Origin of the sequence: Paenibacillus dendritiformis, from assembly GCF_945605565.1 — a bacterium.
GTDB lineage: Bacteria > Bacillota > Bacilli > Paenibacillales > Paenibacillaceae > Paenibacillus_B > Paenibacillus_B dendritiformis_A.
Genome location: NZ_OX216966.1, coordinates 5,859,822 through 5,885,145, shown reverse-complemented (window position 1 = coordinate 5,885,145; position 25,324 = coordinate 5,859,822). Strand labels below are relative to the sequence as shown.

At 57.9% G+C, this 25,324-nt stretch carries 19 protein-coding genes; 13 read left to right on the top strand and 6 right to left on the bottom strand.

The features are described from left to right. The first annotated feature begins 11 nt into the window (after positions 1-11). The 10 genes from NNL35_RS26425 (at position 12) to NNL35_RS26380 (ending at position 16,975) form a co-directional block, all read left to right on the top strand. Positions 12-3,014: an extracellular solute-binding protein gene (locus tag NNL35_RS26425; protein WP_006675149.1), complete on the top strand. Its 3,003-nt coding sequence runs from the start codon at positions 12-14 to the stop codon at positions 3,012-3,014. Beyond that, on the top strand, positions 3,004-3,993 hold the full coding sequence (locus NNL35_RS26420; RefSeq protein ID WP_254553874.1) for a carbohydrate ABC transporter permease: 990 nt from the start codon (positions 3,004-3,006) through the stop codon (positions 3,991-3,993). The genes NNL35_RS26425 and NNL35_RS26420 overlap by 11 nt, the downstream gene beginning before the upstream one ends. Before the next feature lies 1 nt (position 3,994). Continuing rightward, on the top strand, positions 3,995-4,903 hold the full coding sequence (locus NNL35_RS26415) for a carbohydrate ABC transporter permease (protein ID WP_254553873.1): 909 nt from the start codon (positions 3,995-3,997) through the stop codon (positions 4,901-4,903). Between the two features lie 21 nt (positions 4,904-4,924). Continuing rightward, a complete protein-coding gene (locus NNL35_RS26410; protein ID WP_254553872.1) occupies positions 4,925-7,069 on the top strand; it encodes a YIP1 family protein in 2,145 nt (714 codons plus the stop codon). Beyond that, positions 7,066-9,615 carry a DUF5696 domain-containing protein gene (locus tag NNL35_RS26405; RefSeq protein WP_254553871.1) on the top strand — a complete coding sequence of 850 codons (2,550 nt, stop codon included), beginning with the start codon at positions 7,066-7,068 and terminating at the stop codon, positions 9,613-9,615. The genes NNL35_RS26410 and NNL35_RS26405 overlap by 4 nt, the downstream gene beginning before the upstream one ends. A gap of 2 nt (positions 9,616-9,617) precedes the next feature. Then, positions 9,618-10,481, top strand: coding sequence for a carbohydrate ABC transporter permease (locus NNL35_RS26400; protein ID WP_006675154.1), 864 nt, complete (start codon positions 9,618-9,620; stop codon positions 10,479-10,481). A gap of 48 nt (positions 10,482-10,529) precedes the next feature. Then, positions 10,530-11,510: a carbohydrate ABC transporter permease gene (locus NNL35_RS26395; protein ID WP_111152245.1), complete on the top strand. Its 981-nt coding sequence runs from the start codon at positions 10,530-10,532 to the stop codon at positions 11,508-11,510. A gap of 34 nt (positions 11,511-11,544) precedes the next feature. Beyond that, positions 11,545-13,866 carry a M60 family metallopeptidase gene (locus NNL35_RS26390; protein ID WP_254553870.1) on the top strand — a complete coding sequence of 774 codons (2,322 nt, stop codon included), beginning with the start codon at positions 11,545-11,547 and terminating at the stop codon, positions 13,864-13,866. A 35-nt stretch (positions 13,867-13,901) separates the two neighbouring features. Then, entirely contained in the window at positions 13,902-15,257 is a 1,356-nt protein-coding gene (locus NNL35_RS26385) for an ABC transporter substrate-binding protein (RefSeq protein WP_254553869.1), read from the top strand. Between the two features lie 311 nt (positions 15,258-15,568). Beyond that, positions 15,569-16,975: an ABC transporter substrate-binding protein gene (locus NNL35_RS26380; RefSeq protein ID WP_254553868.1), complete on the top strand. Its 1,407-nt coding sequence runs from the start codon at positions 15,569-15,571 to the stop codon at positions 16,973-16,975. A 44-nt stretch (positions 16,976-17,019) separates the two neighbouring features. Here NNL35_RS26380 and NNL35_RS26375 read toward each other — a convergent pair whose 3' ends face one another. Genes NNL35_RS26375 through NNL35_RS26365 form a run of 3 tightly spaced genes read right to left on the bottom strand, consistent with a single transcriptional unit; the run spans position 17,020 to position 19,858 of the window. Continuing rightward, positions 17,020-17,748: a hypothetical protein gene (locus NNL35_RS26375; RefSeq protein WP_254553867.1), complete on the bottom strand. Its 729-nt coding sequence runs from the start codon at positions 17,746-17,748 to the stop codon at positions 17,020-17,022. A 59-nt stretch (positions 17,749-17,807) separates the two neighbouring features. Then, positions 17,808-19,160 carry a sensor histidine kinase gene (locus tag NNL35_RS26370; protein WP_254553866.1) on the bottom strand — a complete coding sequence of 451 codons (1,353 nt, stop codon included), beginning with the start codon at positions 19,158-19,160 and terminating at the stop codon, positions 17,808-17,810. Beyond that, a complete protein-coding gene (locus NNL35_RS26365; protein ID WP_006675161.1) occupies positions 19,160-19,858 on the bottom strand; it encodes a response regulator transcription factor in 699 nt (232 codons plus the stop codon). The genes NNL35_RS26370 and NNL35_RS26365 overlap by 1 nt, the downstream gene beginning before the upstream one ends. 385 nt (positions 19,859-20,243) lie before the next feature. Here NNL35_RS26365 and selD point away from each other — a divergent pair, with 385 nt between their 5' ends. Then, positions 20,244-21,317: a selenide, water dikinase SelD gene (gene selD / locus NNL35_RS26360; RefSeq protein WP_006675162.1), complete on the top strand. Its 1,074-nt coding sequence runs from the start codon at positions 20,244-20,246 to the stop codon at positions 21,315-21,317. Here the strand turns inward: selD and ytxJ are convergent. Next, on the bottom strand, positions 21,306-21,677 hold the full coding sequence (ytxJ, locus tag NNL35_RS26355; protein ID WP_006675163.1) for a bacillithiol system redox-active protein YtxJ: 372 nt from the start codon (positions 21,675-21,677) through the stop codon (positions 21,306-21,308). The genes selD and ytxJ overlap by 12 nt on opposite strands. Before the next feature lie 133 nt (positions 21,678-21,810). On the opposite strand from ytxJ, the gene NNL35_RS26350 reads away from it, so the two are divergent. Then, complete coding sequence (locus NNL35_RS26350; protein ID WP_006675164.1) at positions 21,811-22,158, top strand: DUF1360 domain-containing protein; 348 nt, start codon at positions 21,811-21,813, stop codon at positions 22,156-22,158. Positions 22,159-22,208: 50 nt separating this feature from the next. Here the strand turns inward: NNL35_RS26350 and NNL35_RS26345 are convergent, their stop codons facing one another. Further along, positions 22,209-23,192 carry a CgeB family protein gene (locus NNL35_RS26345; protein ID WP_006675165.1) on the bottom strand — a complete coding sequence of 328 codons (984 nt, stop codon included), beginning with the start codon at positions 23,190-23,192 and terminating at the stop codon, positions 22,209-22,211. 93 nt (positions 23,193-23,285) lie between these two features. Next, on the bottom strand, positions 23,286-23,942 hold the full coding sequence (locus NNL35_RS26340) for a BMQ_0737 family morphogenetic spore coat protein (RefSeq protein ID WP_040729973.1): 657 nt from the start codon (positions 23,940-23,942) through the stop codon (positions 23,286-23,288). A 103-nt stretch (positions 23,943-24,045) separates the two neighbouring features. On the opposite strand from NNL35_RS26340, the gene NNL35_RS26335 reads away from it, so the two are divergent. Then, a complete protein-coding gene (locus NNL35_RS26335) occupies positions 24,046-25,323 on the top strand; it encodes a hypothetical protein (protein WP_006675167.1) in 1,278 nt (425 codons plus the stop codon). Position 25,324: the final 1 nt, after the last annotated feature.

Sequence of the window (25,324 nt, the reverse complement as noted above, 5' to 3'; positions counted from 1 at the left end):
GGTGATGAAGCATGGAGAAACGTAAATATCGCGGGCTGTCGGCTTGCGTCTGGCTTGCCATCGCTATTGCCATTCTGATCGCTGCCGGGCTTGGGTACGGCCTGCTCCCTTCGGATAACGGAGCCGGAGCCGTGTACGGGGCAGAAGCTTCCGCGAAGCCGGCCGGATCGCAATCGCTCTTCGGCGAGTCGGAGGAGAACCGAATTGAGCCGTATTACCAGGAAGTTCTCGGGCAATGGCAGCAGGAAGGCGTTCCGGCCGGAACGGAGATGCTCGTCATCCCTGCTTCGCGGTATGCGGCCGCCTCGGAGGATGCCGGAATCCGCACAGGTCCCTATGAAGGCGAGAGCGATGCGTTGATCTGGTCCAATCAGCGCGGTTGGCTTGAATATGAGGTGGAAGTGAGCCAAGCCGGCCTCTATCAGATCAAGGCGGAATATTATCCGCTGCCCGGAGCTGAAGGAGGCGGCCGTCAGCCGGTGATGCTATCGGCACGCATCAATGGCGATTATCCGTTCAACGAGGCGCGTTCAATCGTGTTCGAGCGCGAGTACCGCGACATCCAGCCGCCCCGCTTCGACGATCAGGGCAACCAGATTCGGGCTCAAGTGGAAGAGCTCAAGGGCTGGAAGGAGAAAATGGTGACGGAATCGAACGGAGCCTATTCGACACCGTTGCTATGGCATTTGAAGCAGGGGAAGAACAAGATTCGGCTGGAAATGCAGCAGCAGCCCGTCGCATTCCGCCAGTTCACGCTGCTGCCGCCGGACGCGACGCCGACGTATGACGAGGTGAAGGCGCAATATCCGGCCGCCGCGGCGCGGGACGGGGCCGTGCTGACGATGGAAGCCGAGCAGTACAGCGCCAAAAATTCCACCTCGATTCAGAATGTGTATGACCGCGATCCTTTTTCCCACCCCGCGTCAATGAATGCTATCGTGTACAACACGCTTGGCGGAGCCCGCTGGACGAAAGGCGGGCAGGCGGTCACCTGGACTCTCGATGTGCCGCAGGATGGCCTCTACAAGCTGGCTCTGCGCGCCAACCAGAATACGGTCAAAAATATGTCCGTCTTCCGCACGATCACGATTGACGGCAAGCTTCCGTTCCGCGAGATGGAGCAGGTGCAGTTCCCGTATGATTCCGGCTGGCAAGGCGTCACGCTGTCGGAGGCGGACGGGGAGCCTTACGCTTTTTATCTCACGAAGGGACAGCACACGCTCACGATGGAGGCGACGTATGCGCCGTACATGTCCATCATCATCCGCATGGATCATATCTCGCGCGAGCTGCGCGCGATATTGCTGGAGCTCCGGATGGTGACCGGTAACCGCGAAGACAAATACCGGGTGTGGAATGTAGAGAAGGATATTCCGGGCCTGACCGATCGGCTGGAGCGAATTCGGGAGCAGTTCGTTCAGCTCCAGACCGATATGAAGCAGATTAACCCGCGTACCGACGATGTGGCGCAAATGCTGAAGAACGGGGCCGAAGACATCAAAAGCATTTTGAAGAAGCCGAATCAAATTCCTTATTCCCAGGAACGGATTGCCTCGGTGCAGGAATCGCTTGAGTCGAACCGCGCGACGCTGATGAACAGTCCGCTGCAGCTCGACCAGATCTATCTGGCGCCGCTCGACGCGGAGCTGCCGCGCATGACCTCGAACTTCTGGGAGAAGGCCGGAGGCATGTTCCAGTCACTCGCCTACTCGTTCGAGGACCGGACCGGATTCAGCGATAAGGACGACAGTGTGCTGAATGTGTGGATGATCTGGGGCCGGGATTATGTCGATGAGCTCCAGCATCTGGTCAATGACCGTTTTACCCCGGAGACCGGAATCAAGGTGCATATCAACCTGATTCAGAATGCGCAGATGCTGACGCTGGCCAATGCGTCGGGCATGATGCCTGATGTCGCCCTGGGCGTCCCGTCGAACGTGCCGTTCGATATGGCGCTGCGGAATGCGGCCTTGAATCTGAGCGAGCTTCCGGGAGCGGATGACTTCTTCTCCCGTTACAGTCCGGGCATGCTGCAGCCGCTGTATTATGACGGCGGTTACTACGGCGTGCCGGAGACCGTCAGCTTCAAGGTGCTGTTCTACCGCAAGGATATTTTGCAGCAGCTGGGATTGGGCGTGCCTGACACTTGGGATGACGTGTATCAGATGCTGCCGACGCTGCTGCAGAATCAATACAACTTCTATATGGATCCGGTGGACTATACCCCGATCCTGTTCCAGAACGGGGTCGAGATGTATGCGCAGACCGGATTGACGACCGGCCTCGATACGCCGGAAGCGTTCAAGGCTTATAAAATGTGGACCGATTTCTACAATGTGCAGGGGCTGGAGCGGGTCGTGCAGAGCTTCTACAACCAGTTCAGGCGAGGCGACATCCCGATCGGGATCTCCGATTTCAACATGTACATGCAGCTGCTGGTCGCGGCTCCGGAGATCGCTAATGATTGGGCGATCGCGCCGATTCCGGGCACGAAGCAGCCGGATGGCCGCATCGTGAGATGGTCCGGCGGATCGAACCCGTCGAACGCCATGCTGTTCAAGAGCTCCACTCCGGAGAAGCAGCAGCAGGCATGGGAGTTCCTGCAATGGTATACGTCGACCGAGATGCAGACCGAGTTCGGTCTCAATCTGGAGCAGTATCACGGGGAGACGTTCCGCTGGAACACGGCCAATGTGCAGGCCTTCGCCCAGATGCCGTGGAAGCCGGACGATCTCGGCATCATCCTGCAGCAGTGGGCATGGACGAAGGAGGTCCCTCAGGTGCCGGGCGGTTATATGACGGATCGCGAGATCGGCTTCGCCTGGAACCGGACCGTGGTCGACGCGGAGAATTCGCGCATCTCGCTGGAAAAGGCCATTAAGGAGATCAAGCGCGAGCTGAGAAGAAAGCAGCAGGAATTCGATATTATCGGACCGAACGGCGAGGTTCGGAAGACGCTTGATCTGCCGGTCATCCAACAACCGTGGAAAGGGGTCGATCAACTTGTCGAATGAAGCACAGCCGGCCATTCCGCAGCCGCTTGCCGCCACTCGTCCGCGGATGGGGAGCCGATTCGGGCGCAAGCTGCGCCACCTGCGCAAGGAAATGTGGAGATACCGTCTTTCCTATCTATTCATTGCGCCGTTTCTCATCGTATTTACCTTGTTCATCATCGTTCCGGTCCTGACGGGCATCGGGCTCAGCTTTACCTATTTCAACTCGATTGAGTTCCCGAAGTGGGCCGGGTGGATGAACTACCAAAATTTATTTTCGCAGGACGTTATTTTTCTGAAGCACGTCATCCCGAACTCATTTCAGTTCGCGCTGTTCGTCGGCCCAATCGGCTATGTCCTGGCGTTCGTCCTGGCCTGGCTGATCGCCCAGCTTCCGGCGATGATTCGCGTCTGGTACGCGCTGGCGATGTATGCTCCGTCCCTGACCGGGGGCATCGCGATGGTCGTCGTCTGGCAGGTCATGTTCACGGGCGACCGGACCGGCTACATCAACAGCTTTCTGTTGAAATGGGGGCTGATCAACCAGCCGGTTCTGTTCACGATCGACAAGGATTACTTGATGATCATCATGATAATTGTATCCATTTGGTCGAGTATGGGGCTTGGCTTCCTGGCCATCCTGGCGGGGATTCTGAATGTGGACCGAACGTTGTACGAGGCGGCCCGCATCGACGGAATCCGCAGCCGCCTGCAGGAGATCTGGTATATCACGATTCCGATGATGAAGCCGCAGATGCTGTTCGCCGCGGTTATGGCCATTGTCGGCACGCTGAAGGCCGGCGGGATCGGCACGCAGCTGTCGGGCATGAACCCGACGCCGGATTACTCCGGGCAGCTCTTCATGAACCATATCGAAGACTTCGGGTTCACCCGCCTGGAACTTGGATATGCGAGCGCGATATCGATCGCGCTCCTGATTGTCACGATACTGCTCAGCCGGTTCCTATGGATGCTGCTTGGGCCGAAGGAGGATGAGTAGCATGACCTTGTTCCGGCGCATGAGAAGCGCGATATCGCGTACATGGTCGCTGTACCGCAGCGACTTCCGCAACCTGGACGGGACGCAGATCGCCCTGCTTATTCTGCTGTCGGTGCTCGCGGTATTTATGCTGCTGCCGCTTGTATTTATTTTCAATCATGCCTTCAAGCCGCTGCATGAGCTGTTCCTGTTCCCGCCGACCTTCTTCGTGAAGCAGGCGACGATGCAGAACTTCATCGATCTGCTCAATGCGTCGCAGGATACGTTCCTGCCGGTGACCCGGTTCATTCTGAACAGCGTCATCGTAACCGTCTTGTCGACCGTGGGCATGGTCGTGCTCGGCGCCCTGTGCGCGTACCCGCTATCGAAGCACCCGTTCCCGGGGCGGAAGCTGGTGTTCGGGACGATACTGCTGTCGATTATGATCGCCGTCGAGACGATGGGCATTCCGCGCTATATCGTCGTGAAGTACCTTGGCATTATGAATACGTACTGGGGGCATGTGCTGCCCATCCTCGCGCTTCCGGTCGGCGTGTTCCTGATGAAGCAATTCATGGATCAAGTGCCGAATGAGCTGATGGAGGCAGCCAAGCTGGACGGGGCTTCAGAGTGGAGAATTTTCACGCGCATCATGATTCCGATAGTGTCGCCGGCGATGGCCACCATTACGATCTTGTCCTTCCAGACCGCGTGGGGCAATGCCGAGACATCCGCCCTGTTCATACAGAATGACGCGATGAAGACGCTGCCGTTCTATGTGGAGTCGCTGACGTCCAATCTGGCGAACAGCGTAGCCAGACAAGGCGTGGCCGCCGCGGCATCTCTCATCATGTTTATTCCTAACCTGATTATCTTCCTGCTGTCGCAGCGCAAAGTGATCCAGACGATGGCGCATTCGGGTATCAAGTAGGGTTATTACGGAGGTCATACGATGAACAAGAGAGGGAAGACATTACGGCTGCAACTGCTGGGCATCGCACTGACGCTGGCGGCTGCCGTCTTATTTCCTTACACGGCCGCAGCGCAACCGCCCTACGTCACGTTCAGCAAGGACGGGTATAACCGCACCATACCAAGCCAGGCCGCTTATTATCCGGCTACCGTCATCGGCAACAACATGTATATCGAGAAGACGGCCAAGGGAGAGACTGTCCTGGAATATTCACCGCTGAAGCGGCCTCAGGATCTGTTCATTGACGCCAAGGATGAGATCTATATCGCGGACACGGACAACAACCGGATTGTCCATCTCGATCGCGACGGCGAATTCATCCGCGAGCTGCGCCCCGAGGGCTTGAAGTCGCCGCAGGGCGTGTTCGTCGCCAAGGACGGAACCATCTACATCGCGGATACCGGCAGCAAGCGCATCGTCAAGCTGGACGCGAACGGTGCGGTGCTGGCGAAGTACGAACGGCCGAAGTCGCGATTCATTGACGACTCCTTCCACTATGAACCGACCAATCTGGTCGTCGACAGCCGGGGCTTCATGTACGTCATCTCGAACGGAAGCTATCAGGGGGTCATCCAGCTCGACCCGGACGGCAACTTCTATGGCTTCTACGGCACGAACCTGACCGAAGTGTCCTTGATGGATCTGGTGCGCAAAATGTTCTACACCGAAGAGCAATTAAGCCGTCAGGTCCGGACGCTTCCGTCGACGATCCGCAACATTCATATTGACGAGCAAGGCTTCATCTATACGGTGTCCGCCACGGACAAGGAACAGGTGAAGAAGCTGAACATCCGCGGCGAGAACCAGTGGAAGGACAAGAAATTCGGGCTGGAAGCGAGATTCCGCAACCGCGCCGTCAACCAGGCGGCTGCGCAGAACGGGGAAGAGCAGAAGTCGGGCTTGACCGATATTACGGTCGATCTGAACGGCAATCTGGTCGCCATTGACAAGCTGTCCAATGCCGTTACCCAATACAACCCGAGCGGCGACATGCAGTTTTTCTGGACCGGGCCGGTCACGTTCGGCACGCCGCAGCTCGGCATCAGCCAGAGTCCGGTCTCCGTCGCGACCAATTCCCGCAATGCGCTCTACATCCTGGACGATTCGCAAAATCTGATTCACGTGCTGGAGCCGACCGAATTCGGCATGCTGCTCCAGCAGGCGACGGCGCTGTCCCAGGAGGGCAAATATGAGGAGAGCGAATCGCATTGGCAGGAAGTGCTGCGGCTGAACGCTCTGTACTCGCCGGCCTATCGCGGACTGGCGCAAGCCGCTTATCACCGCGAGGATTATGAGCAGGCCCTGCGGCTGTTCAAGCTGGCCGGAGACGCGCCCGGGTATTCCGACACGTTCTGGCAGCTCCGCCTGCAATGGTTCCAGCACAATTTCGCCTATGTGGCGAACGGGCTGTTCGTCTTCGTTGTGCTGCTGCTGATCGCAGGCAGCCGCAAGAAGAAGCGGCGGCTCCGGCTCAGGGAGAAGCCGGGCAGCAGCGCCTCCTGGCTGCGCAAGCCGCTGGTACAGCAGCTGAAGCAAGCCTTCATTATCCTGCGGCATCCGATCGACGGCTTCAGCGATTTGCGCTATGCGCAGAAGGGCAGCTATGTCAGCGCCGGCATCATTTTGGCCCTCGTGGCGGGCGTCTTGCTGACGAAGGAGTATTTCACGAGCTTCGTGTTCATGCCGGTGCCGAGCAATGAGCGCAGCAACACCTTCCTGCTCGTATTTGCGGTCACGTGGCTGACCTGGGTCATCTGCAATTATTTGATCGGCAGCATCCGCCAGGGCGAGGCCCGCTTCAAGGACGTGTTCGTCGGCAGCGCGTACGCCTTGTTCCCGATTGTACTGCTCGGGCTTCCCCTCGCCGCGCTGTCGAACATCATGACCCACAGCGAGCAGTCGATCTACAGCTTCTTCGAGATGGGCATGTTCATCTGGTGCGGGCTGCTCTTCTATTGGAAGATTCAATCGCTGCAGAATTACGGCGTAGGCGAGACGTTCGCCAATGTGTCGCTGACAGCCTTCGCCATGCTCATCGCTTGGGTGCTCATTTCCATCATGATCGGTCTGTCATCGGAGCTGCAGAACTTCATCTATACGATCTATCAGGAGGTGTCGATGTGAAGCAGCCGTTAAGCAGAGCATACAGAACACGACGAATATTCGCCATCGCCCTTCTCGTGACGCTGACCAGCTTCGTCCTCGTCTCTTATCAGGGCAGGGCCGAGAACAAGCCGGAGCCGCCGGCTTCCGGGAATGCGGCCCCCGCCGGCGAGGGGGCTGCGGAAGAGAGCGGCAGTTCAGCCGCAGGGGCCTCCAATAGCGGTCACAACCCGGATAGCCAACCCGGGGCAGACGCGGCGCCGCCAGCCGCGCCGGACGGAACCGGGGCCGAAGCAGCGGGCGCTGGAGACAACAGCGCAGCCCAAGCAACAGCAACAAAAACTGCAGCAACGAAATCCGCAGCAGCTAAGGAACCGGCAGCGAAGGCGGAGCTCAAGAACAGCTATGCGAGCCTCTACCCGGCCGACAGCCAGTTCATTCCGGCGGCGGAGAACGACAAGCTGCAGCTGCTGGTCCACCGGGACACCGGCCATTTCATCGTGAAGGATAAGCGGAACGGCAGCGTGTGGCGGTCGTTCCCCGATGCGGAGGGATGGAATGACAAAGAGAACACCGACATGTGGAAGAAGCATATGCAGTCCCCGGTATTTATCCGCTATGTCGAATTCAACGTCCGCAAGGACCAGGTCAAGGAGACGAACGTCATCGACCAAAAGGGCGTCATCGAGCAGTTCCAACTGACAGATGACGGCTTCCGCCTTACCTTCTCGATGCCGAAGATTGGATTCGTCGTTCCGGTTCAGGTCGCGCTCAAGGATGACTTCGTCGAGACGAGAGTGCTGGAGGAAGGCTTCAAGGACGGCAAGACGGCCGAAGAGATGAAGCAATTCGAAGCGGATAACAAGAAGAAAAAAGACAATGACGCCCGCATGACCGGACTCCGGCTGTATCCGTTCCTCGGCGCCTACACCTCGGAGCGGGAGAACGGCTATCTGCTCATTCCGGATGGGCCGGGGACGCTGGTCCAGTTCCAGAAGGATCGCCCGCCGAACAACAATTTCTATTTCGAACGCGCCTATGGGGAGGATCTGGCCTTCAGCAACAACAACAATTCCTTCTCGACCCGCCAGCCGATCCGCATGCCGGTGTTCGGCATCAAGTCGGGGGAGCAGTCGCTGCTGGCCGTGCTCCAGGACGGGGCGGAATACGGCAATGTGCTGGCGGCGCCGTCCAAGTCGATGAACCAGTACAACTGGGCGACGGCGGAATTCACGTACCGGCAGCGCTTCTTCCAGCCGACCGACAAGCGGAAGCTGAACGGCTTCCAGACGTTCAGCAAGGATCGCACGACAGGCGACCGATCGGTCCGCTATTATTTCCTGGACGGGGCGAAGCCGGATTACGTCGGCATGGCGGAGCGCTACCGCCGTTACTTGATGGAGGAGAACGGGATGCAGCCGCTTAAGGCGGAGGATCATAACATCCGGCTGCAGGTGAATGTGCTGGGCGCCGATTCCCGCAAAGGCTTCCTGTGGGATACGTATGAGCCGTTGACGACGACGGCGCAGGCGGAGGAGATCGTGAACGAGTTGACCTCTGTCGGCGTGAAAAGAATGTCGATTACGTATCAAGGATGGCAGCGGGGCGGCTTCAGTGAATACGGCGGCCGCTTCCCGGTCGATTCGCGCCTGGGCGGCATGGACGGCATGCGCCATCTGGCGGAATTCGCCCATGCGAAGGGGCATCGACTCATGCTGGACGCCGCTTCCTACACGTACAATAACAACGGGCGCGACGGCTTTCGCAGCAGCCGGGACGGGCTGCAGGATCTCGGCTCCGTCGTCATCAAGTTCACAGAGCGGAACGGTGCCAGCCAAACGTTGGTTAGCCCGCGCTTCCTGGAGAAGACCCTGATCGCCGATCTGGAGAAGGCGAAGCAGGTCGGGGTGGACGGCATGTCCTACGGCGGGGCCGTGGGCGAATGGGTGAACAGCGACTTCAATGCGCGGTATGCCGCGACCCGCGAGGAATCGCGCCGCATCCAGGAGAATCTGTTCGCGAAGACGAAGGAGCTGATCGGAACGGCGGATGTGACCAACGGCAACGATTATACCTGGAAGTACGTTGACCACGTGAACGGCTTGCCGTATGAGAATTCCTTCGATCTGTTCGTCGATGAGACCGTTCCGTTCGCGCAGATTGCGCTGCACGGACTGGTGACCTATTCCTCCTGGTATGCGAATGTGGCAGATAACTACGGGTCGTATCTGCTCAAACATATCGAGTACGGCTCGATCCCGGCCTTCATGCTCACGTATGCGCCGTCGGAGGATCTGATCGGGACCCGCTCGCTGTACGCTTTTTACAGCACCTACTACAAAGACTGGGCGGAGGAGATCGCGAAGCAGTATAGCCGCTTCAACGAGGCGTTGGGCGATGTGCAGGATCAGTTCATCGTCGGCCACCGCGCCTTGGCGAAGGGCGTCGCTGAGACCGAGTATGCGAACGGCAAGCGGATTGTCGTGAACTATAACGATGTGCCGTACGACCGGGACGGCATTCGGGTCGAGGCCAGAGACTTCGCCGTCGTGCCGGGGAGGGGATGAACATGGGCAAAAAAATGCTGAAAGCGAAAACGTCCCGCAATCTGGAGGCCCTGTTGTTCGTCGGTCCGTGGATTATCGGATTTCTGCTGTTCATGGCCTTCCCGCTCGGATTCTCGCTCTATATGAGCTTCCACAAGGTCACGGTACTGCCGACCGGCCTGAAGTATGATTTTCAGAGCTTCAAATATTACAGCGAAATTTTGTTCGGCAGCTCCGCCCTGTACGACAACCTGATTCCGTTCTTCCAGGAGATCGTCATCATGGTGCCGATTATACTGGTGTTTTCCTTGTTCATCGCTATCATGCTGAATCAGGATTTTCCCGGCCGCATGCTGTTCCGGGTCGTCTTCTTCCTCCCGATCATCTTCACATCGGGCTACATTTTGACGGAGTTCGTGAATCAGGGGGAAGGCACGCTCGGCTTTCTCGACCGCTTCTCGATCGGAGAATATTTGGATGAAATTCTGAGCGGAAGCTCCTGGGCGAAGCCGGTCAAGGACGTATTGAACCGCTTCGTGCTCGTGCTCTGGTATTCCGGCGTCCAGATCCTGATCTTCCTGGCCGGGAGGCAGACGATCTCGAAGTCTTCCTACGAGTCTGCCCGCATTGACGGCGCGACGCCGTGGGAGGTGTTCTGGAAGATTACGCTGCCTGCGATGTCGCCGTTTATTTTGCTGAATCTGATTTATACCGTCGTCGACATGTTCACCTTCCCGTACAATCCGGTCATTGAGCTGATCAATACCGGCAACTACGGATACAACAGCGCCTTGGCCTGGATATACTTCGTCATCATCGTCGTATTCCTGTCCCTTGTCCTGCTCCTGTTCCTGCGCATCAACCGAAGCGGGCGCAGGCGCGGATAGCGGACAACAGCGAATGGATCCGGCGGGAACGACGGGAGGAGGATTGGGATGATAGGAAAAGTGAATGCCCACGTGAGAGTCAAAGCGGCGCAGTTCAAAAAACGGTGGGCGCGGGACGGCCTGAACACGGTCCGCTATGCCGTGCTTGGCCGCGAAGTGAACCGCGGACTGCTGTTCAAGCTGTTCATTTATTGGATTCTGCTCGTCACCTCGTACATTTATTTGAATCCGATCTTCAAGATGCTGGTCAAGATGGTGATGAACGAGAAGGACCTGAACGACCCGACGGTGACCTGGATTCCGCATGAGCTGTACTTCGGCCATCTGGAGAAGGCGTGGACGGCGCTCAAATATTCGCAATCGCTGTTCGTCAGCATCGGGATCTCGATTCTGGTCGCCGTGTTCCATATCATCGCCTGCGGCTTGATGGGATACGCGCTGGCGCGAATGCAGTTCCCGTTCAAAAAGCTGCTGACGTTCCTGCTTGTGCTTGCCTTCATCATACCGCCGCAGGTCATCGTGCTTCCGATGATCATGATGTACACGAAGCTGGGCCTGCAGGGCAAGCTGTTCTCGCTCATCATCCCGTCTATCTTCGGCTTCGGCATCAAGGGCGCGCTGTTCGTGATCATCTTCCGGCAGTTCTATACGACCCAGCCGAAGGAATTGGAGGAGGCGGCGAAGATCGACGGAGCGAGCGCCTTCAAATTCTATTGGAAAGTGATGTTCCCGCTCGCGAAGCCGGCGATTCTGGTCGTGTCGCTGTTCTCCTTCGTCTGGACGTGGAACGACACGTATTACCCGCGGATGTTCCTGGGGCAGTCCTCGCTCGTGCCGCTGGCGACGCAGATGTCGCGGGTGGACGCCAGCATCAGCAGCATGCTGGCCAGCGAAGAAGCGCCGCTCGTGCTGGTGGAAGCGATCAAGATGTCGGCCAGCTTCCTGGCCTTGCTTCCTCCGCTGCTCATCTTCTTCTTCGCGCAGCGCTACTTCGTCGAGAGCGTGGAACGTACCGGATTGGTAGAGTAAGAGCAGTCTGAGAACAGGAAAAGGGGTTGATTGGATGAAGCGGGTGCTGGATCAAGCGCTTGCGCCGGATATCGAGCTGCTGTATGAGGGCGTGCCCGATATCCCGGTGAATCACAAGCTGTACGGCGGGGTCGTCTCCGCCATCTCGGAGCAGGCGTTCACGGCCGCCGCCGATGCGGCGGGCCGTCCGGTCATCGCGGCCGCAAGATACGGCCGGGGACGCATCCTCGTCTCCGGCGTCGAGACCGGATTCAACCGCGCGGGCAGCGCCGTGCCCGGGAGCGGGGCGTTCATCGCCAACATGCTGCATTGGCTGACAGAGGAGAGCGGGGCCTACCGGCAAGCGCTCGCCGGTCAAGGGCCGCTGCAGATCGCGACGGCGGCCTCTCCGGAAGCGTTCGACGCCGCAAGCGGGCTGCCGGTGGAGGTCGTACGCCTCTCCGGTTGGTCCGCTGCCGAAGGAGGCATCTCGAGATATGCCGCAGCTTATGCGGACCGCTCGTTGACGGACGAGGATGCGGCTTGCCTGGATGCCTATATCCAGGGGGGCGGCAGTCTGCTCGTGCATGCGAAGGGCTGGGAGCTGGAATGGGAGCCGGAGGAGGAACTGCAGCGGCGTATCGGCGATCGCCAAGTCAAGGTAAGGGACTACCCGCTGCAGCGGTTGCTGAACCGGGCCGGCATCGCCCTGGGCAACAGCGTCATCTGGTCTCTTCCCCCGTCCTTGCCGGCCTTGGCGCCGGATCAGGCAGACGCTTCCCATCTGCTGCGGCTAATCGAGCAGGTGAAGGCGGTCGAGGAAGGTGCGCTTGCGGCGCCCGACATTCCGTTCGGCGCAGAGACTTCGGACGGGAAGAAGAAATGGCGGACGCTGCTGGAGGTGGTGGACGGCACCATAGCCGCGCTGACGGACGAGTGCGGACTGTATCAGGAAATTGTAACCGCTGCCAACAGTGCCGGTATGGAGATGACGCTTCCGTTCGACAAGGAGAGCCGGCCGTACACCGGCGTGCTGCTGCAGTACGCCTGCGAGCAGGCGACCCTCGACCCGGACGGCGGGGCGTCGCCGCATGCCGAAGTGTTCCCGGGCCTCGTCGGTGCCAATGCCCCGGCCGTGCACGGGCAGGCCGTCGAGGTGAATTTCGACTATGCGGACCTCAGCTATCTCCGGATGCTCGTCCCTCCCGGGAACTGGATCGGCACCGGACTGTACGCCCCGCCGGGACAGGTCGTCACGATCGACGTGCCGGAGGATGTCCGGCATCTCGATGTGCAGGTCGGCGCGCATACGGATGAGATCGGGCATCTGCTCCGGTGGGAGCGGGCGCCGATCGTCGCGCTGCGGAAGCCGCTGCAGCCGGGAACGAACAGGCTGAGCAGCCCGTACGGCGGCTTGCTCTATCTCATTCCGGCGAAGCCGCGGGCCGGCTTCCGGACGCAGGTGACGGTCAGCGGCGCGGTGCGGGCCCCGTATTACGAGCTGGGGAAGACGGCGGTAGCGGAATGGAAGGATACGATTCGCCACTACGAGACACCGTATGCCGAGCTGTGCGGCCGGAAGGTCATCCTGACGCTGCCGTCCGCGGCTGTCCGGGAGGTGGAGAATCCGGAGGAGCTGATGCTGCAATGGGACGACCTGATCGATCAGTATGACAGCTTCGTCGGTCTGGGTCCGGATCGGCCGCTGCCGCACCGCACGCCGGATCGCCCGCACCGCATCTGCGCCGATGTGCAGATTAGCGCCGGCTACATGCATTCCGGGTATCCGATTATGATTCGGAACGTCCCGGCTGCGAAGGAAGCGGTCACCTTCAGCCAATTCAGCTCGCTGGCGCACGGCTGGGGATTCTGGCATGAGATGGGGCATGAGTACCAGCAATTGGCCTGGTTCTGGGAGGACATTGTCGAGGTGTCGGTGAACATCTATTCGCTGCTCATTCAGGACTATTACGGTAATCCTTCCCGCCTGGCCATGGAGAAGGACAAGGAAGGACGGTCCTATTTCGACAAGGCGAAGGCGTTCCTGAACCGGAGCGAGCGCGATCCGGAGCAGAAGTTCGCCGACATCGGCCTGTTCGAGCGGCTGGCGATGATGCGGCAGCTGCAATTCGCGTATGGCTGGGATATGTTCACCCGGCTGCATATCGCTTACCGCGAGCTGCCGAAGGAACGGCTGCCGCGGACCGAGCAGCAGAAGATCGATCTGTTCATTGAAATGGTGTCGCGCGCCTGCGGCCGCGATCTATGCGAATTTTTCGATCGGTGGGGCTGGGATTATTCCGAGCAGGCACGCGCGGCCGTGGCCGGCCTGCAACTGCCGCAGCCGAGCGTCTCGCTGTGGAGATTCGGCGAATGAATACATTGAATTACATCTGAGGGGGATGGTTGAAGATGAACAAACGTAGAATCGGCATTCTTCTTATTTTTACACTCGTATTCACATTGATGCTGTCGGCTTGCGGCTCCAGCGGCGGCGAGTCCGGGCAGGCATCGCCGGAGACGGAATCCGCGAAGCAGAACGAAGGCGCTGCAGGGCAAGGCGAGCAAGCGGCAGAGCCCGCAGAGAGCGGCGAGCCGGTCAAGCTCATCTTCATGGCGCCGTGGAGCAAGGAGCAGGTGGAGATGCGATTCCTGGAAGGCACGAGGGAGAAATTCCCGAATATCACGATCGAGGCTACGGGCAAATTCGCCAACGCCGAAGAATTCGACGAGCTGTTCGCGCAGGGAGTCGTGCCGGACATCATCTTGACGACGGACGGGTTCGACGTGCTGAAAGAGAAGGATATGCTCCTCCCGCTTGATGATCTGCTGAAGGAGCGCGACTTCGATTTCAGCAGGATCCGGCCGGGAATCATGGAGGCGCTGCGCGCCCGCGACCCGGAAGGGCTGGGACGACTGCTGGGCATTCCGATTGAGGATGTGGCTGTAGCACTCCATTACAACAAGGCGGTCTTCGACAAGTTCGGCGCTTCTTACCCGACTGATGGCATGACCTGGGATGAAGTGATCGATCTCGCCGCCACAGTGACCGGAGAGCGGGACGGCATCAAGTATCGCGGACTCGCGATGAGCTTCATGTCGCAGGCGATGACCCAGCTCTCCGCCCACGGTACGGATCCCGAGACCGGGGAGCCGCGCTTCTCGAAGGATCCGGCGTTTGCCCGGTTTTTCGAGATGGTGAAGCGGGTAGCCGACATCCCGGGCAACTGGGAGCCGGATATCACCTATGAGTTCACCAAGGGGGAAGTCGCGATGAGTCTTGGACTGATCGCGAATACGATCCCGTACTATTCGGAAGATCTGGACTATGATGTCGTCAGCTTCCCGACATGGCCGGATCTGCCGGGCGTCGGGCCATCGACGCTGCCGCTGACCGTGGCCATCAGCAAGCAGAGCAAGCATATCGACGAAGCGCTCGATATTCTTCAATATTTGCTTACGGATGAGCAGCAGGTGCGCTTGACCCGGAAGGATGTGCCATCCGTCTCTTCCGATCAGAGCATCCTCGAGCAGTTCGCCGCCGATGTGATGACGCGGGACATGAACGTCAAAGGGATCTATTCGCTTCAACAGGCGAAGCCGGCCTTGTACAGTCCGTTCGGCCCGGATATTTTGCTGTATGGCACGAACTATGTCGGTTCCCAGGTGACGCCGTTCCTGAAGTCGGGGGATGACGTGCCTACGTTTCTCCGCAAGATGGATGAAGATTACGCCACAATTGTGAAGGAAAAGAAAAACAAAAATTAAGATAACGCGGCAACATAACTCCTGAATGCACAGAAGCAACAGTGGTTACGGTATCCGCCCGGCCTTACTCTCACCGGGACGTGGCACATGATAGAACACGGAACCCCAGCTCAGCCGCCAGGACGCGTTCGGCGGATACCGCCACTGCTGCTGCACCACAACAGCGTACTACAAGCCCCTCCTGCTTCTCGCAGAACAATTCCATTCCGCAGCATGCTATCCGGCTTCCGCCTTCGCTGGCTGAAGCCGGGCTACCTGTATATTCCGTTATGTTCGATGATTTCGGTTTAATGAAGGGAGCCGTCCGTACGATGAAAAAGAGTGTATCCATTCTGCTTATCGCCATCCTCATGATGGCCGCACTGCTTGCCGGCTGCAGCGGTTCGCCGGCGGAAGAACCGCCAGCCTCCACCGGGCAGGCGGCAACCGATGATCCGTCCTCCGCGCCTGCGGCAGTGGAAGGCAAGGAGCCGGAACCGAAGGGAGGGCCGGTGAAGACGACAGAGGTCGCCTATGACGGCGAACCGGTCACCCTCAAGTTCATCATCGCTGTCGACGATGAGACGTTCCGCATCCGCTTCAAGGATCAGATCGAAGCGACATTCCCGAATATTACGCTGGAGCTGGCCGAAGCTTCGCTCGATACGGCCGGATTGCAGGAATTGAATGCGCGCGGCGACATCCCCGATCTGTATGTCATGCATTCCGGTTATCAGGATATGAAGGAGCTCGATATGCTGGAGCCGCTCGATCCTTACATTCAGCGCAGCGGCTTCGATATGTCCATTTTCAGAGAGGGCGTCGTCGACGTCATTCGCGCCCTCGATCCGGACGGGGCGGGCGCTTTGTATGGGATGCCGATTGAAGACAGCCGCAAGGCGCTGTTCTACAACAAATCGATCTTCGACAAGTTCGGCGTCGATTATCCGAAGGACGGGATGACCTATGACGAGATCCTCGACCTGGCGCAGAAACTGACGACCGAGCGCGACGGGGTCAAGTACAAGGGCTTTTCCTTCGGCTACTATTCCCATGCCTTTTCTCAGCTTGGGGTGAACGGCACCGATCCGCAGACAGGGGAAGTGCTGTTTGCGAAGGAACCGGCATTTCAGCAATTTTTTGAGCTGCTGGACAAATACCGCAACATTCCAGGGATGATCGATACGAGCGACTATACGTACAGCTTCAGCAATGAGCAGAATGTGGCGATGTATATCGGTCAGCTGCAGCATCTGCCGCTTAATAATGCGGTGGAGGGCCTGGACTTCGACATTGTGTCCGTCCCGGAATGGCCGGATCATAAGGGAATTGGACCGACGGCTCCGGCTGTGTCCGTCAGCATCAACAAGCATAGCCGGCACAAGGAGGCCGCCTGGGCCGTCATCGCCTATCTGGCATCGGAGGCGGGCCAGATGGTGCTGTCCCGCGCGGGCAGCCCGCCGACCATCAACAGTGAGGAGGCGGTGAGCCAATACGCCGCCATGCATATCGAAGAGAGCGGCAAGACGTACAACATCGCCCCGATCTTCGAGCAGAAGCCGGCCCCGATCGCGGTCTATTCCCCGTACGGCCCGCTTATCACCTTCAACTATGACGACTTCATCAACTTGAAAGCGAAGGATTTTGTCAAGATGCCGGGCAAGGACACAGCCACCTTTTTACGGGAAATGGAGGAAGAGTATGCGGGACTCGTCAAAGAAATGAAGGTCAAAAAGTAGAGGGGCGGCCGCTCCCGGCATGAGGCCGCCGGCCGGGAGCGCCATTATCCTTCGCTCCACCGCTTTGCCTCGTTGAGCGTGAGCATCAACGCGGTCTGGAGAAGGGACATCATCAGGCTGTAGAGAACGATCATCAGGATGACCGCAGCCGGGGCCACGAACCAGTTCGCCGCCAAGCTGGCTACGCCGGATGCCGCAAGCAGCAGCACGGCCATCGCGAGCGCTGACGGCCAGTTCTGCTTGAAATAATGCGCGCTGCGGCGAAAGGCGGCGTCGAAATGAATTCGGTCGGTAACGATTGTGAATTCGAGATAGATGAAGACGATCCGCAGCACCGCAAAGGCGAGCAAGGAAGCGCCGGCTCCGATGGAGCCGAACTGCATAATCAGCAGAGAAGAGACGGCAGCCTTCGCAAGCAGCACCGCTATATTCAGACCAAGGAACGGCACCCAGAAGGCAAGGCTGTTCCGCACCATGTGATCCGCGTCTACGCTCCCGCCTTCACAGGCAGTGGCCAATGCCTTGACGTACCCGCCCTGGGCGAAGGACCACACCGTGATGAGAAGCAGCTGTGCCCAGGAGAACGGAAGATTGTATAAATGCATTATCGAAGGCAGTCCCATTTCCAGCACGATGCGGTAGCTCCATTGGGATGTCAGCTGCCAGCCGGACCAGGCGACACTTAGCGCGAGAATGGCGAGATCGAGCAGCATTGGCACGAAGGCGATGATCGGATTGCGGCGTAATTGTTGAAAAGCTTGAGTAAGCGGCATGGATATCCTCCTCTATCGTGGTCGCGGCGGCTTCCGGGCGCGGAGCTGCAGGTGCGCGTTCAGCGGGGTTCCGGAAGCCGTATCCAAAAGGTAGAGCCCTTCCCTGGCGCGCTCTCGGCCCAGATCGTGCCCCGATGCGCCTCGACGAGCGCTTTGGCGATGCTTAAGCCGACGCCCAGTCCGCCGCTGTCCCGGGAGCGCGATTTGTCCGCGCGGTAGAAGCGGTCGAAGATGCGCGGCAGATCCTCCTCGGAGATACCGACGCCATCGTCGCGGCAATACAGGAGCATATGGCCGTTCTCGCGCTCCATCCCGAGGACGACCGTTCCGCCGCGGGGCGTATATTTAATGGCATTGTAGATGACGTTGGACAAAATTTGCGCGACCCGATCGGGATCGATGTCGAGATAGAAAGGAGTCAGCGGCTTGTCGAACACGAACCGGATATCTTTTTCTTTCGACAGGAATAAGAACCCCTCATACACGCCCTTCACCATTTGCGACATATTGATTCGCTTCAGGTTCAGTTCGAAGCGGGCTCCCTCTGCTTCCGACAGCTTCTCCATATCTTCGATGAGCCGATACAGCCGTTCGATATCGGCCAGAATGCTCAACATATTTTCCGTGGTTAACGGATAAATCCCGTCAATTATCGCGTCTAAGCGTGAAAGCACTGCGGTAAGCGGGGTTCTCAGCTCATGGGTCAAATCTTGCATTAACTGCTTGCGCCAAGCCTCATGGCGCTCGAAATCGTCAAGCAGACTGTTGATGGTCCGAATCAGGCCGGCAATCTCTCGCGTGCCGCACGGCGGAACGACAATATTCCTGTTACCGGTAACGACAGCTTCCGACATTTGTCCCGCCCGGCGAATTCCGCAGCTCCAGCGATAAGCGGCGTAGACAGACAGGAGCAGCGCGGCGAGGCCGCAGGCGAGCAGAACATACCGGCTCCGGCCCTGAAGCTGGCGTTCCAACTGCTTAATCGCCGGCGAGTGCAAGCCTTGGTCCATGTCATAAAAGGCTGTCAAATAGCCGTCGATGCGGCCATCGATGACGACCGGCACCTGAACCGTATACGCGTGCAGCGCCGTATGTTGGGGAACGAGGTCCATCTGGATCGTCTCGCCGTCCGGACCGTAATACCGGATCGGAACGGTGAAGGCATGGGCCGCTTCCTGCAAGGCGGATCTCCATTCGGCATCGTTCGAGCGCAAGGCCGTCTGCTGCCGGATGGCATACAGCAAATGATAGGTGTATTCGGCGGCAGCCTGCCGCTTATACGTGGCCAGCAGCTGCTTCCAGTCGTGCATCAGGGCCAGGTATAGGCCGGTTAGGGCCGCGAAGGAGAGGCAAATGAGCACAAGGAACAAAAATGTGCGTGTGCGGAGTCGGTATGCATTCCAACGCACCATCAATCATCATCCAGCGGGAAATTGAATTTATAGCCGGATCCTATTTTGGTCACAATGTACTGCGGATTTTTCGGATCTTCCTCGATTTTTTTGCGGATGTTGCGAATATGGACGTCCATGACGCGCCCGTCTCCGATAAAGCGGTAGCCCTGAACTTCATAGGACAAATCATGCCTGCTGAACACTTTGCCCGGCTTGCGTACGAGGATGCTCAAGGTTCTGAACTCGGTAGCCGTCAGGTTGGCGGGCTTGCCGTCGAGAAAGACATCCTCCAGCTCGAAATTGACCATGAATCGCCGGCGGTTGAAATAGATGACGTTGCGGCTCGAGTTGTTCATGATGTTGATTCTGCGTTGAAGGGCATGAATGCGAGCGATAACCTCCTTTGCCCGGAACGGCTTCGTAATATAGTCGTCCGCACCGAGATTGAGGCCGTTAATCATATCAACCTCCCGCGCCTTGGAGGTGATCATGATGAGAGGCACATTGGACATCCGCCTAATATTGCGGCATACTTCCTCTCCCGGCATGCCCGGAATCATTAAATCCAGCACGATCAAATCCAGCTTGTAAAGCTGGACCTTCTTCATCGCTTCCTGTCCGTCGCTCGAGAGGTGCACTTTCCACCCTTCGTTCACGAAATAGGATTTGAGAATATCCCGGACGGAAGCTTCGTCCTCGACAATCATAATGTCCATCCCTTTCTCCCCCCTTGAACTTATAGAGATTGTTCAAAAGGTCAGTCTTTCTGGCGCTGAAAACCGGCCTTTTTGAACATACAGTTATATGTATGGGCATTCAATAAGAAGATACTCCTTATCGAAATCCATGTTACCCAAATGAAGAGAAGGTATTTTCAATGCAAAGGGAAGCGCTTACATACAAATATGAATATGAGCATATTTTCATTAATATATGGTATATCAATGAATTGGTTTTTTGTCAAAGAAAAAATAAAGTATACCGCATTAATGCCGTGGACTGAGCCTTCTGCGCCGACCGTGTGCGTCTCTGCGTCACGCCCGATATATTGTGGTAAAATAATGACATATCATGCACGCCATATTGAGGAGATGAAGTGAGATGGAACAACAATCTCAAGTCCGTTTGACGGCCTTATCGAGCAAAGGAGGCTGCGGTTGCAAAATCGGTCCGGCCGATCTGTCCCAAGTGCTGCGCCAGCTGCCGAAGGCGGAGAAGCACCCGGATCTTCTGGTCGGATTGGATACGAGCGATGACGCCGGCGTCTTCCGGCTGAACGACGATCTGGCGCTTGTGCAGACCGTCGATTTTTTCACGCCGATTGTCGATGATCCGTATTCGTTCGGCCAGGTGGCTGCGGCCAATGCGCTTAGTGATATCTATGCGATGGGCGGCAAGCCGCTTACGGCGCTCAATATTGTCGCGTTCCCGATCGCGACGCTGGATAAATCGGTGCTCGCCGATATTTTGCGGGGAGCTGGCGACAAGGTTGCCGAGGCGGGAGCGACGCTGGTGGGCGGTCATTCAATCGATGATCCGGAGCCGAAGTTCGGCATGGCGGTCACCGGCCTCATTCACCCGGACCGGGTATTGACCAATGCCGGGGCTCGTCCGGGCGACAAGCTGATCCTGACGAAGCCGATCGGCGTCGGCATTATGACGACATCGCTGAAGCGGGATCTGCTCCGGCCGGAAGAGATCGAGGTCGTCACTCGCACCATGACGACGTTGAACAAGACCGCCGCCGAGGTCATGGCGGATTTCCGCGTCCATGCCTGCACGGATGTGACCGGCTTCGGCCTGATGGGCCACAGTCTGGAGATGGCCAAGGGGAGCGGCGCCGGGCTTCATATCTACGCGGAGCAGGTGCCTGTCCTGCCGCGCGTCCGCGAGCTCGCGGAGAGCGGAGCGGTTCCCGGCGGAACGAAGAACAACTTCCGCCATGTGCAGGACAGCGTCCGGTTCGATGAGCGGCTGGATGAGATCGCGCAGTGGATTCTGTGCGATGCCGTCACCTCCGGAGGGCTGCTGCTCTCTGTCGCGGCAGAGGATGCGGAACCGCTCGTGGCCGCCATGCGGGAACGGGGCGTCGCGGCGGCATGCATTGGCGAAGTCGTCGCCGAGCACGCGAATGAGATTCGCGTCACCGGCGCGCAAGCCGGCTCAACCCGTTAAAGGTTGACCGTACAGCATCGCGGCCCGGCATAGCTGCTGCGAATTGATCTGCTGATGCCCGGCATGCCAGACGACCCGCCCTTGGCGGATGAGTAGAATCTGGGGAGACACATGCGGAATTCCGAGCTCTCCTGCCACGCGATCGGACAATTGCTTCTCCTCCACGACACGGATGACGCCGATCGCGAAGCGGGAGGCAATCTCCGGATAGCGGTTCACGAAATGATTGATCCCGACATGCGCGACCTTGCTCGAGCCGCACTGGGAGCTGTGCTTATATAATAGCAGCGGCTTCTCGGCGGATAGCTGGAGCATTCGGGTAAGCTGCTCATCGGATTGAATGATCGGGAGTCCTGACATCGGGCTTCTCCTCCTTGTTCCGGCCATCGGATGACTTACGGGCAATGCTGCATAACCTGGTTCTAGCCCGGGCGGAAGCGCCATACAATGGAACTGATCCGCGAAGCGTTGCATCCGAGGGGGTAGTCTGTTCGTGTGGGACATATCATGGATAACACTGATATTGCTCATATTGGCGAGTTACCGGTTGACCCGTCTGATTGTGTTCGATGAGATTCTGTCCTTCGTGCGCCGTCCCTTCGTCGAGGAGCGGTTCGAGACGGATGAATCCGGCATGATGTACGCTGTCGTCGATGAGAAGGGCGGCCGCTTCCATACCTTCATGCGCAAGCTGCTGACGTGCTACTGGTGCGTCGGCATTTGGTCGGCGGCTTTTTTGGTTGCCGCTTATCTGCTCATTCCGAACCTTATGTTTCCGCTTGTGCTTCTGCTGGCCATTGCCGGAGCGGCGGGCATCATTGAATCTTATGTCAAAGGGTGAGTCTTCGGCTCGCCCTTTTGCCTATCGTTCTATGTTGCACCGGATCGGAATCAAGTTGACCGGATCAGCGACAGCATCGCATCCAGCCGATCGGCGAAGGTATGCCCGGCCAATGTCCGCCGGTAGGCCCGGTCGGCAATCTCGTCCCGCGCAGGGCGGTCGTGCAGATAGCGGTGGATGAGCTCGGCGCATTCCTTCGGCGAATCGAAGCAGACGATCTCCTCTCCCGGCCGATAGAACAAGGGCAGGTCAGGACGATAATCGGTCAGCTGAAAGGCCCGGCAGGCCGCAATGTCGAAGGTCCGGTTATTGATGCTGTGTCCGGGCGCGCCGCACCGGTTCTTGTCGAGGAGCGGGTCATCCTCGCTCCGGTGAATGTTGAGCACGATGCTCGCGCCATTGAAATATCGGGGCGTCTCCGAGAAGTTCACCCATTTCCCCCGTATGCTCGGCACGCAGCCGGAAGACCAATCCACCGAATCCCAGAAATGGCCGATAAGCTGCACCCGCACGTTCCGCTCGACATAGCGGAGCATCTCCTGCATAAATACAAGCCGGTTCTCATACCCTGTGCCCAAAAAGCATACATCATGATGATACGTCGGATGCACCACATACGGACGGAAAATATCCGTATCGGTCCCGAGAGGCAGATGGTGCACCTGGGCGCAGCCGCTGCGCGCATAGTAAGGAACGCAGCCCGAATCGATCGTGAATACATCATCGTATTCCCGGGCAACGGGCAGGGCATTATCGATGGCATACGGATCATCCACGAACCATGCTCCCGTACGAATCCCCATCGCCCGCACCGAACGGATGATCTCGGCCGGAAGGAACGATTTCGGGCCGACCATCGTCAGCACATAATCCGGGGCGGCGCGGCGGATGTCGGGAAGCAATTGCGAATACGGCGTCCGGTTGGACAGAAAAAAAGAGACCTCCTGAAAACGCTGCGTCAAGGCCTTGATAAGCGCATTATCCAATATATCAATCGGCCTCCGATAGCCGGATGCGATGTAATATAGCTTCATAGGCCCTCCTAGCTTGACGGCATGGAAGCCGGAAAATGTGAGTAAAAAAGGGGGTGGTTGAGCCCACCACCCCAAGCGAACGGCATTCGATTATTAAGGGAACGGATAGGGTGCACCTGGGAAGACGTCAGGGCATTGTTGAGGGAAAGTCACGACGCAAGGACCTTCCGGAAGCGGGATTTCGGCACGCGGCTGGCACAACTCGGCTTCTACCATCATTTTGACAATCGCCTTCACTTGAATGCTCTGGCAAATGACGATATCCACGTTCACGAATGTGTTATTGACGATATCCAGCACATCGATCGTCGTGGCTTCCGGCACGATATGGCAATCGATTTCGGTTCCCGGAGGAGCGCACAGCAGAACCTTCTCGAAGCGGAGGAAGTTCTTCGTGAACCGGCAATGAATGACGTTCGGCGTTACCCCTGTATTGATGATTGTTATTTCATACGTACCGAACTTCCGCAGCACTACCCGCTGCAAAGTAACCGGTCTGCCGCCTATCGTAACCACCACATTTTCACGGGTGGATCCGACTTTTTCTTCGCAATTCACGTCAAGAACTCTGGCCTCAATACGAAACGAAAGTGGCAGAGGCAAGCAATCTGAATCAACCGTGGATTCATCAACAATTTGGGTCGTTTTCAGTACCCAGTCGAATATTTTGGGAACCTCTATACATTCCAGAGAGGGTAAAGGCAAATATTCGGGGGGCTGCTGTTGCCCTTGAACCAACTTGCTCTCCATGTATGTTCCAGGCCTCCTTTTTAGATTTCAAATTCAATTACAGTCTATGGAGGCACCCATAAAAAGGTGACGAAACCCCAGTGTTTTTTTTGGAGGGATGCGGATGGAAAAAGCGCATTACATCCATGATCGAAGCGGCTCGCATTGGATGGGCGTAACCGGCGGCGGAGCATTGGAGCATATCCTGTACCCGAAGGAAGGGCAACCGCACCGGACCCTTCTGTCCGCTCCTTATCCGGTCCGCCGCTTCAGCTTGCTCCTGTTGGACGATCAGTACGATATGCTGCTGGAGACGGAAGGAGGACTGTACTATGTTAAGTACCATCCGCTTACCGGAATGCGCCGGGAAGTCCGTATCGATGGCCATGCCGCCAGTTCCTTTCCTTATCTGTTCCGGCATCGCTCCTCCCTCCGCCTGTGCAGCATCGTCACCGGTGATGAACCGAATCGATGCTTTATCCGGATTCCGGCGGAGGGAACATGGAAGGACGTGGAGATTTCTTTTCCGGATTCCGATTCCTCCGCCATGCAGGTGAGGGATGCAGCCTATGCCGTCAGCGGGGAGGGCAGGCTGTATGGCCTCTATCATCGTGTGAAGGACGATGGCGGATTGCATACGCTGGACCTTCTTGAGCTGGAGGCGGGGGCGGAAGAGGCGGTGTGGCGGTGTCTCTTCGCCTCCCGCCAGCCGCTGCAACGGTGGCGAATCTGCCTCTCGCTCGATCGCGTCGGCCGCCCTCATGCAGCCTGGTCCATTCAGAGCGGTGCGGCTGCCAAGTGCTACTACGCCAATGATCGGACTGACGTCCGATCCTGCTCGCCCTTGAAGATCCATTTTGAGGGCAGCGTGCCGCAGCCGTATTTTCTGTGGATGGGAGAGCAGGTCTTCCTGCTCTATATTATGGAAGGCAATCGCATCAGTTGTGCCCATTCTCCGAACATGGGGGAGGACTGGTCGGGCTTCACCGATATCCGTCTGGCGCCGGAGGCGAAGCTGCGCTTCGTGCAGGGAATGGAGCGGGGGGAGGGCAATGCCGCTCCGCGTCCGTTATTGGGAACGGGATATCCCCATCTGCGTTCCATTGCCTTCTTCGATTTATTTCCGCTGCTGCAGCGGGAGCTTCTGCTGACAGACGGGGAGTCATTGTCCTGGATGCCATTGCATGTGAGGGAGATGTTCGATTGGATCATGGCCCGGGCAGACGAGGCCGCGCGCTCGGTCCGCCGCTTGGAGACGGATGTGGCGAACCAGCGGCTTAGCTTAGAGGAGCTAATCGCTTGTTACGAACGGCTGCAAGAGAAAGAGCGATCCGTGCTGACCGAAATTAATGAGCTGCAAAACTGGGCAGGAGCGGAACCGATCTCGCTGACTTTCATATGAT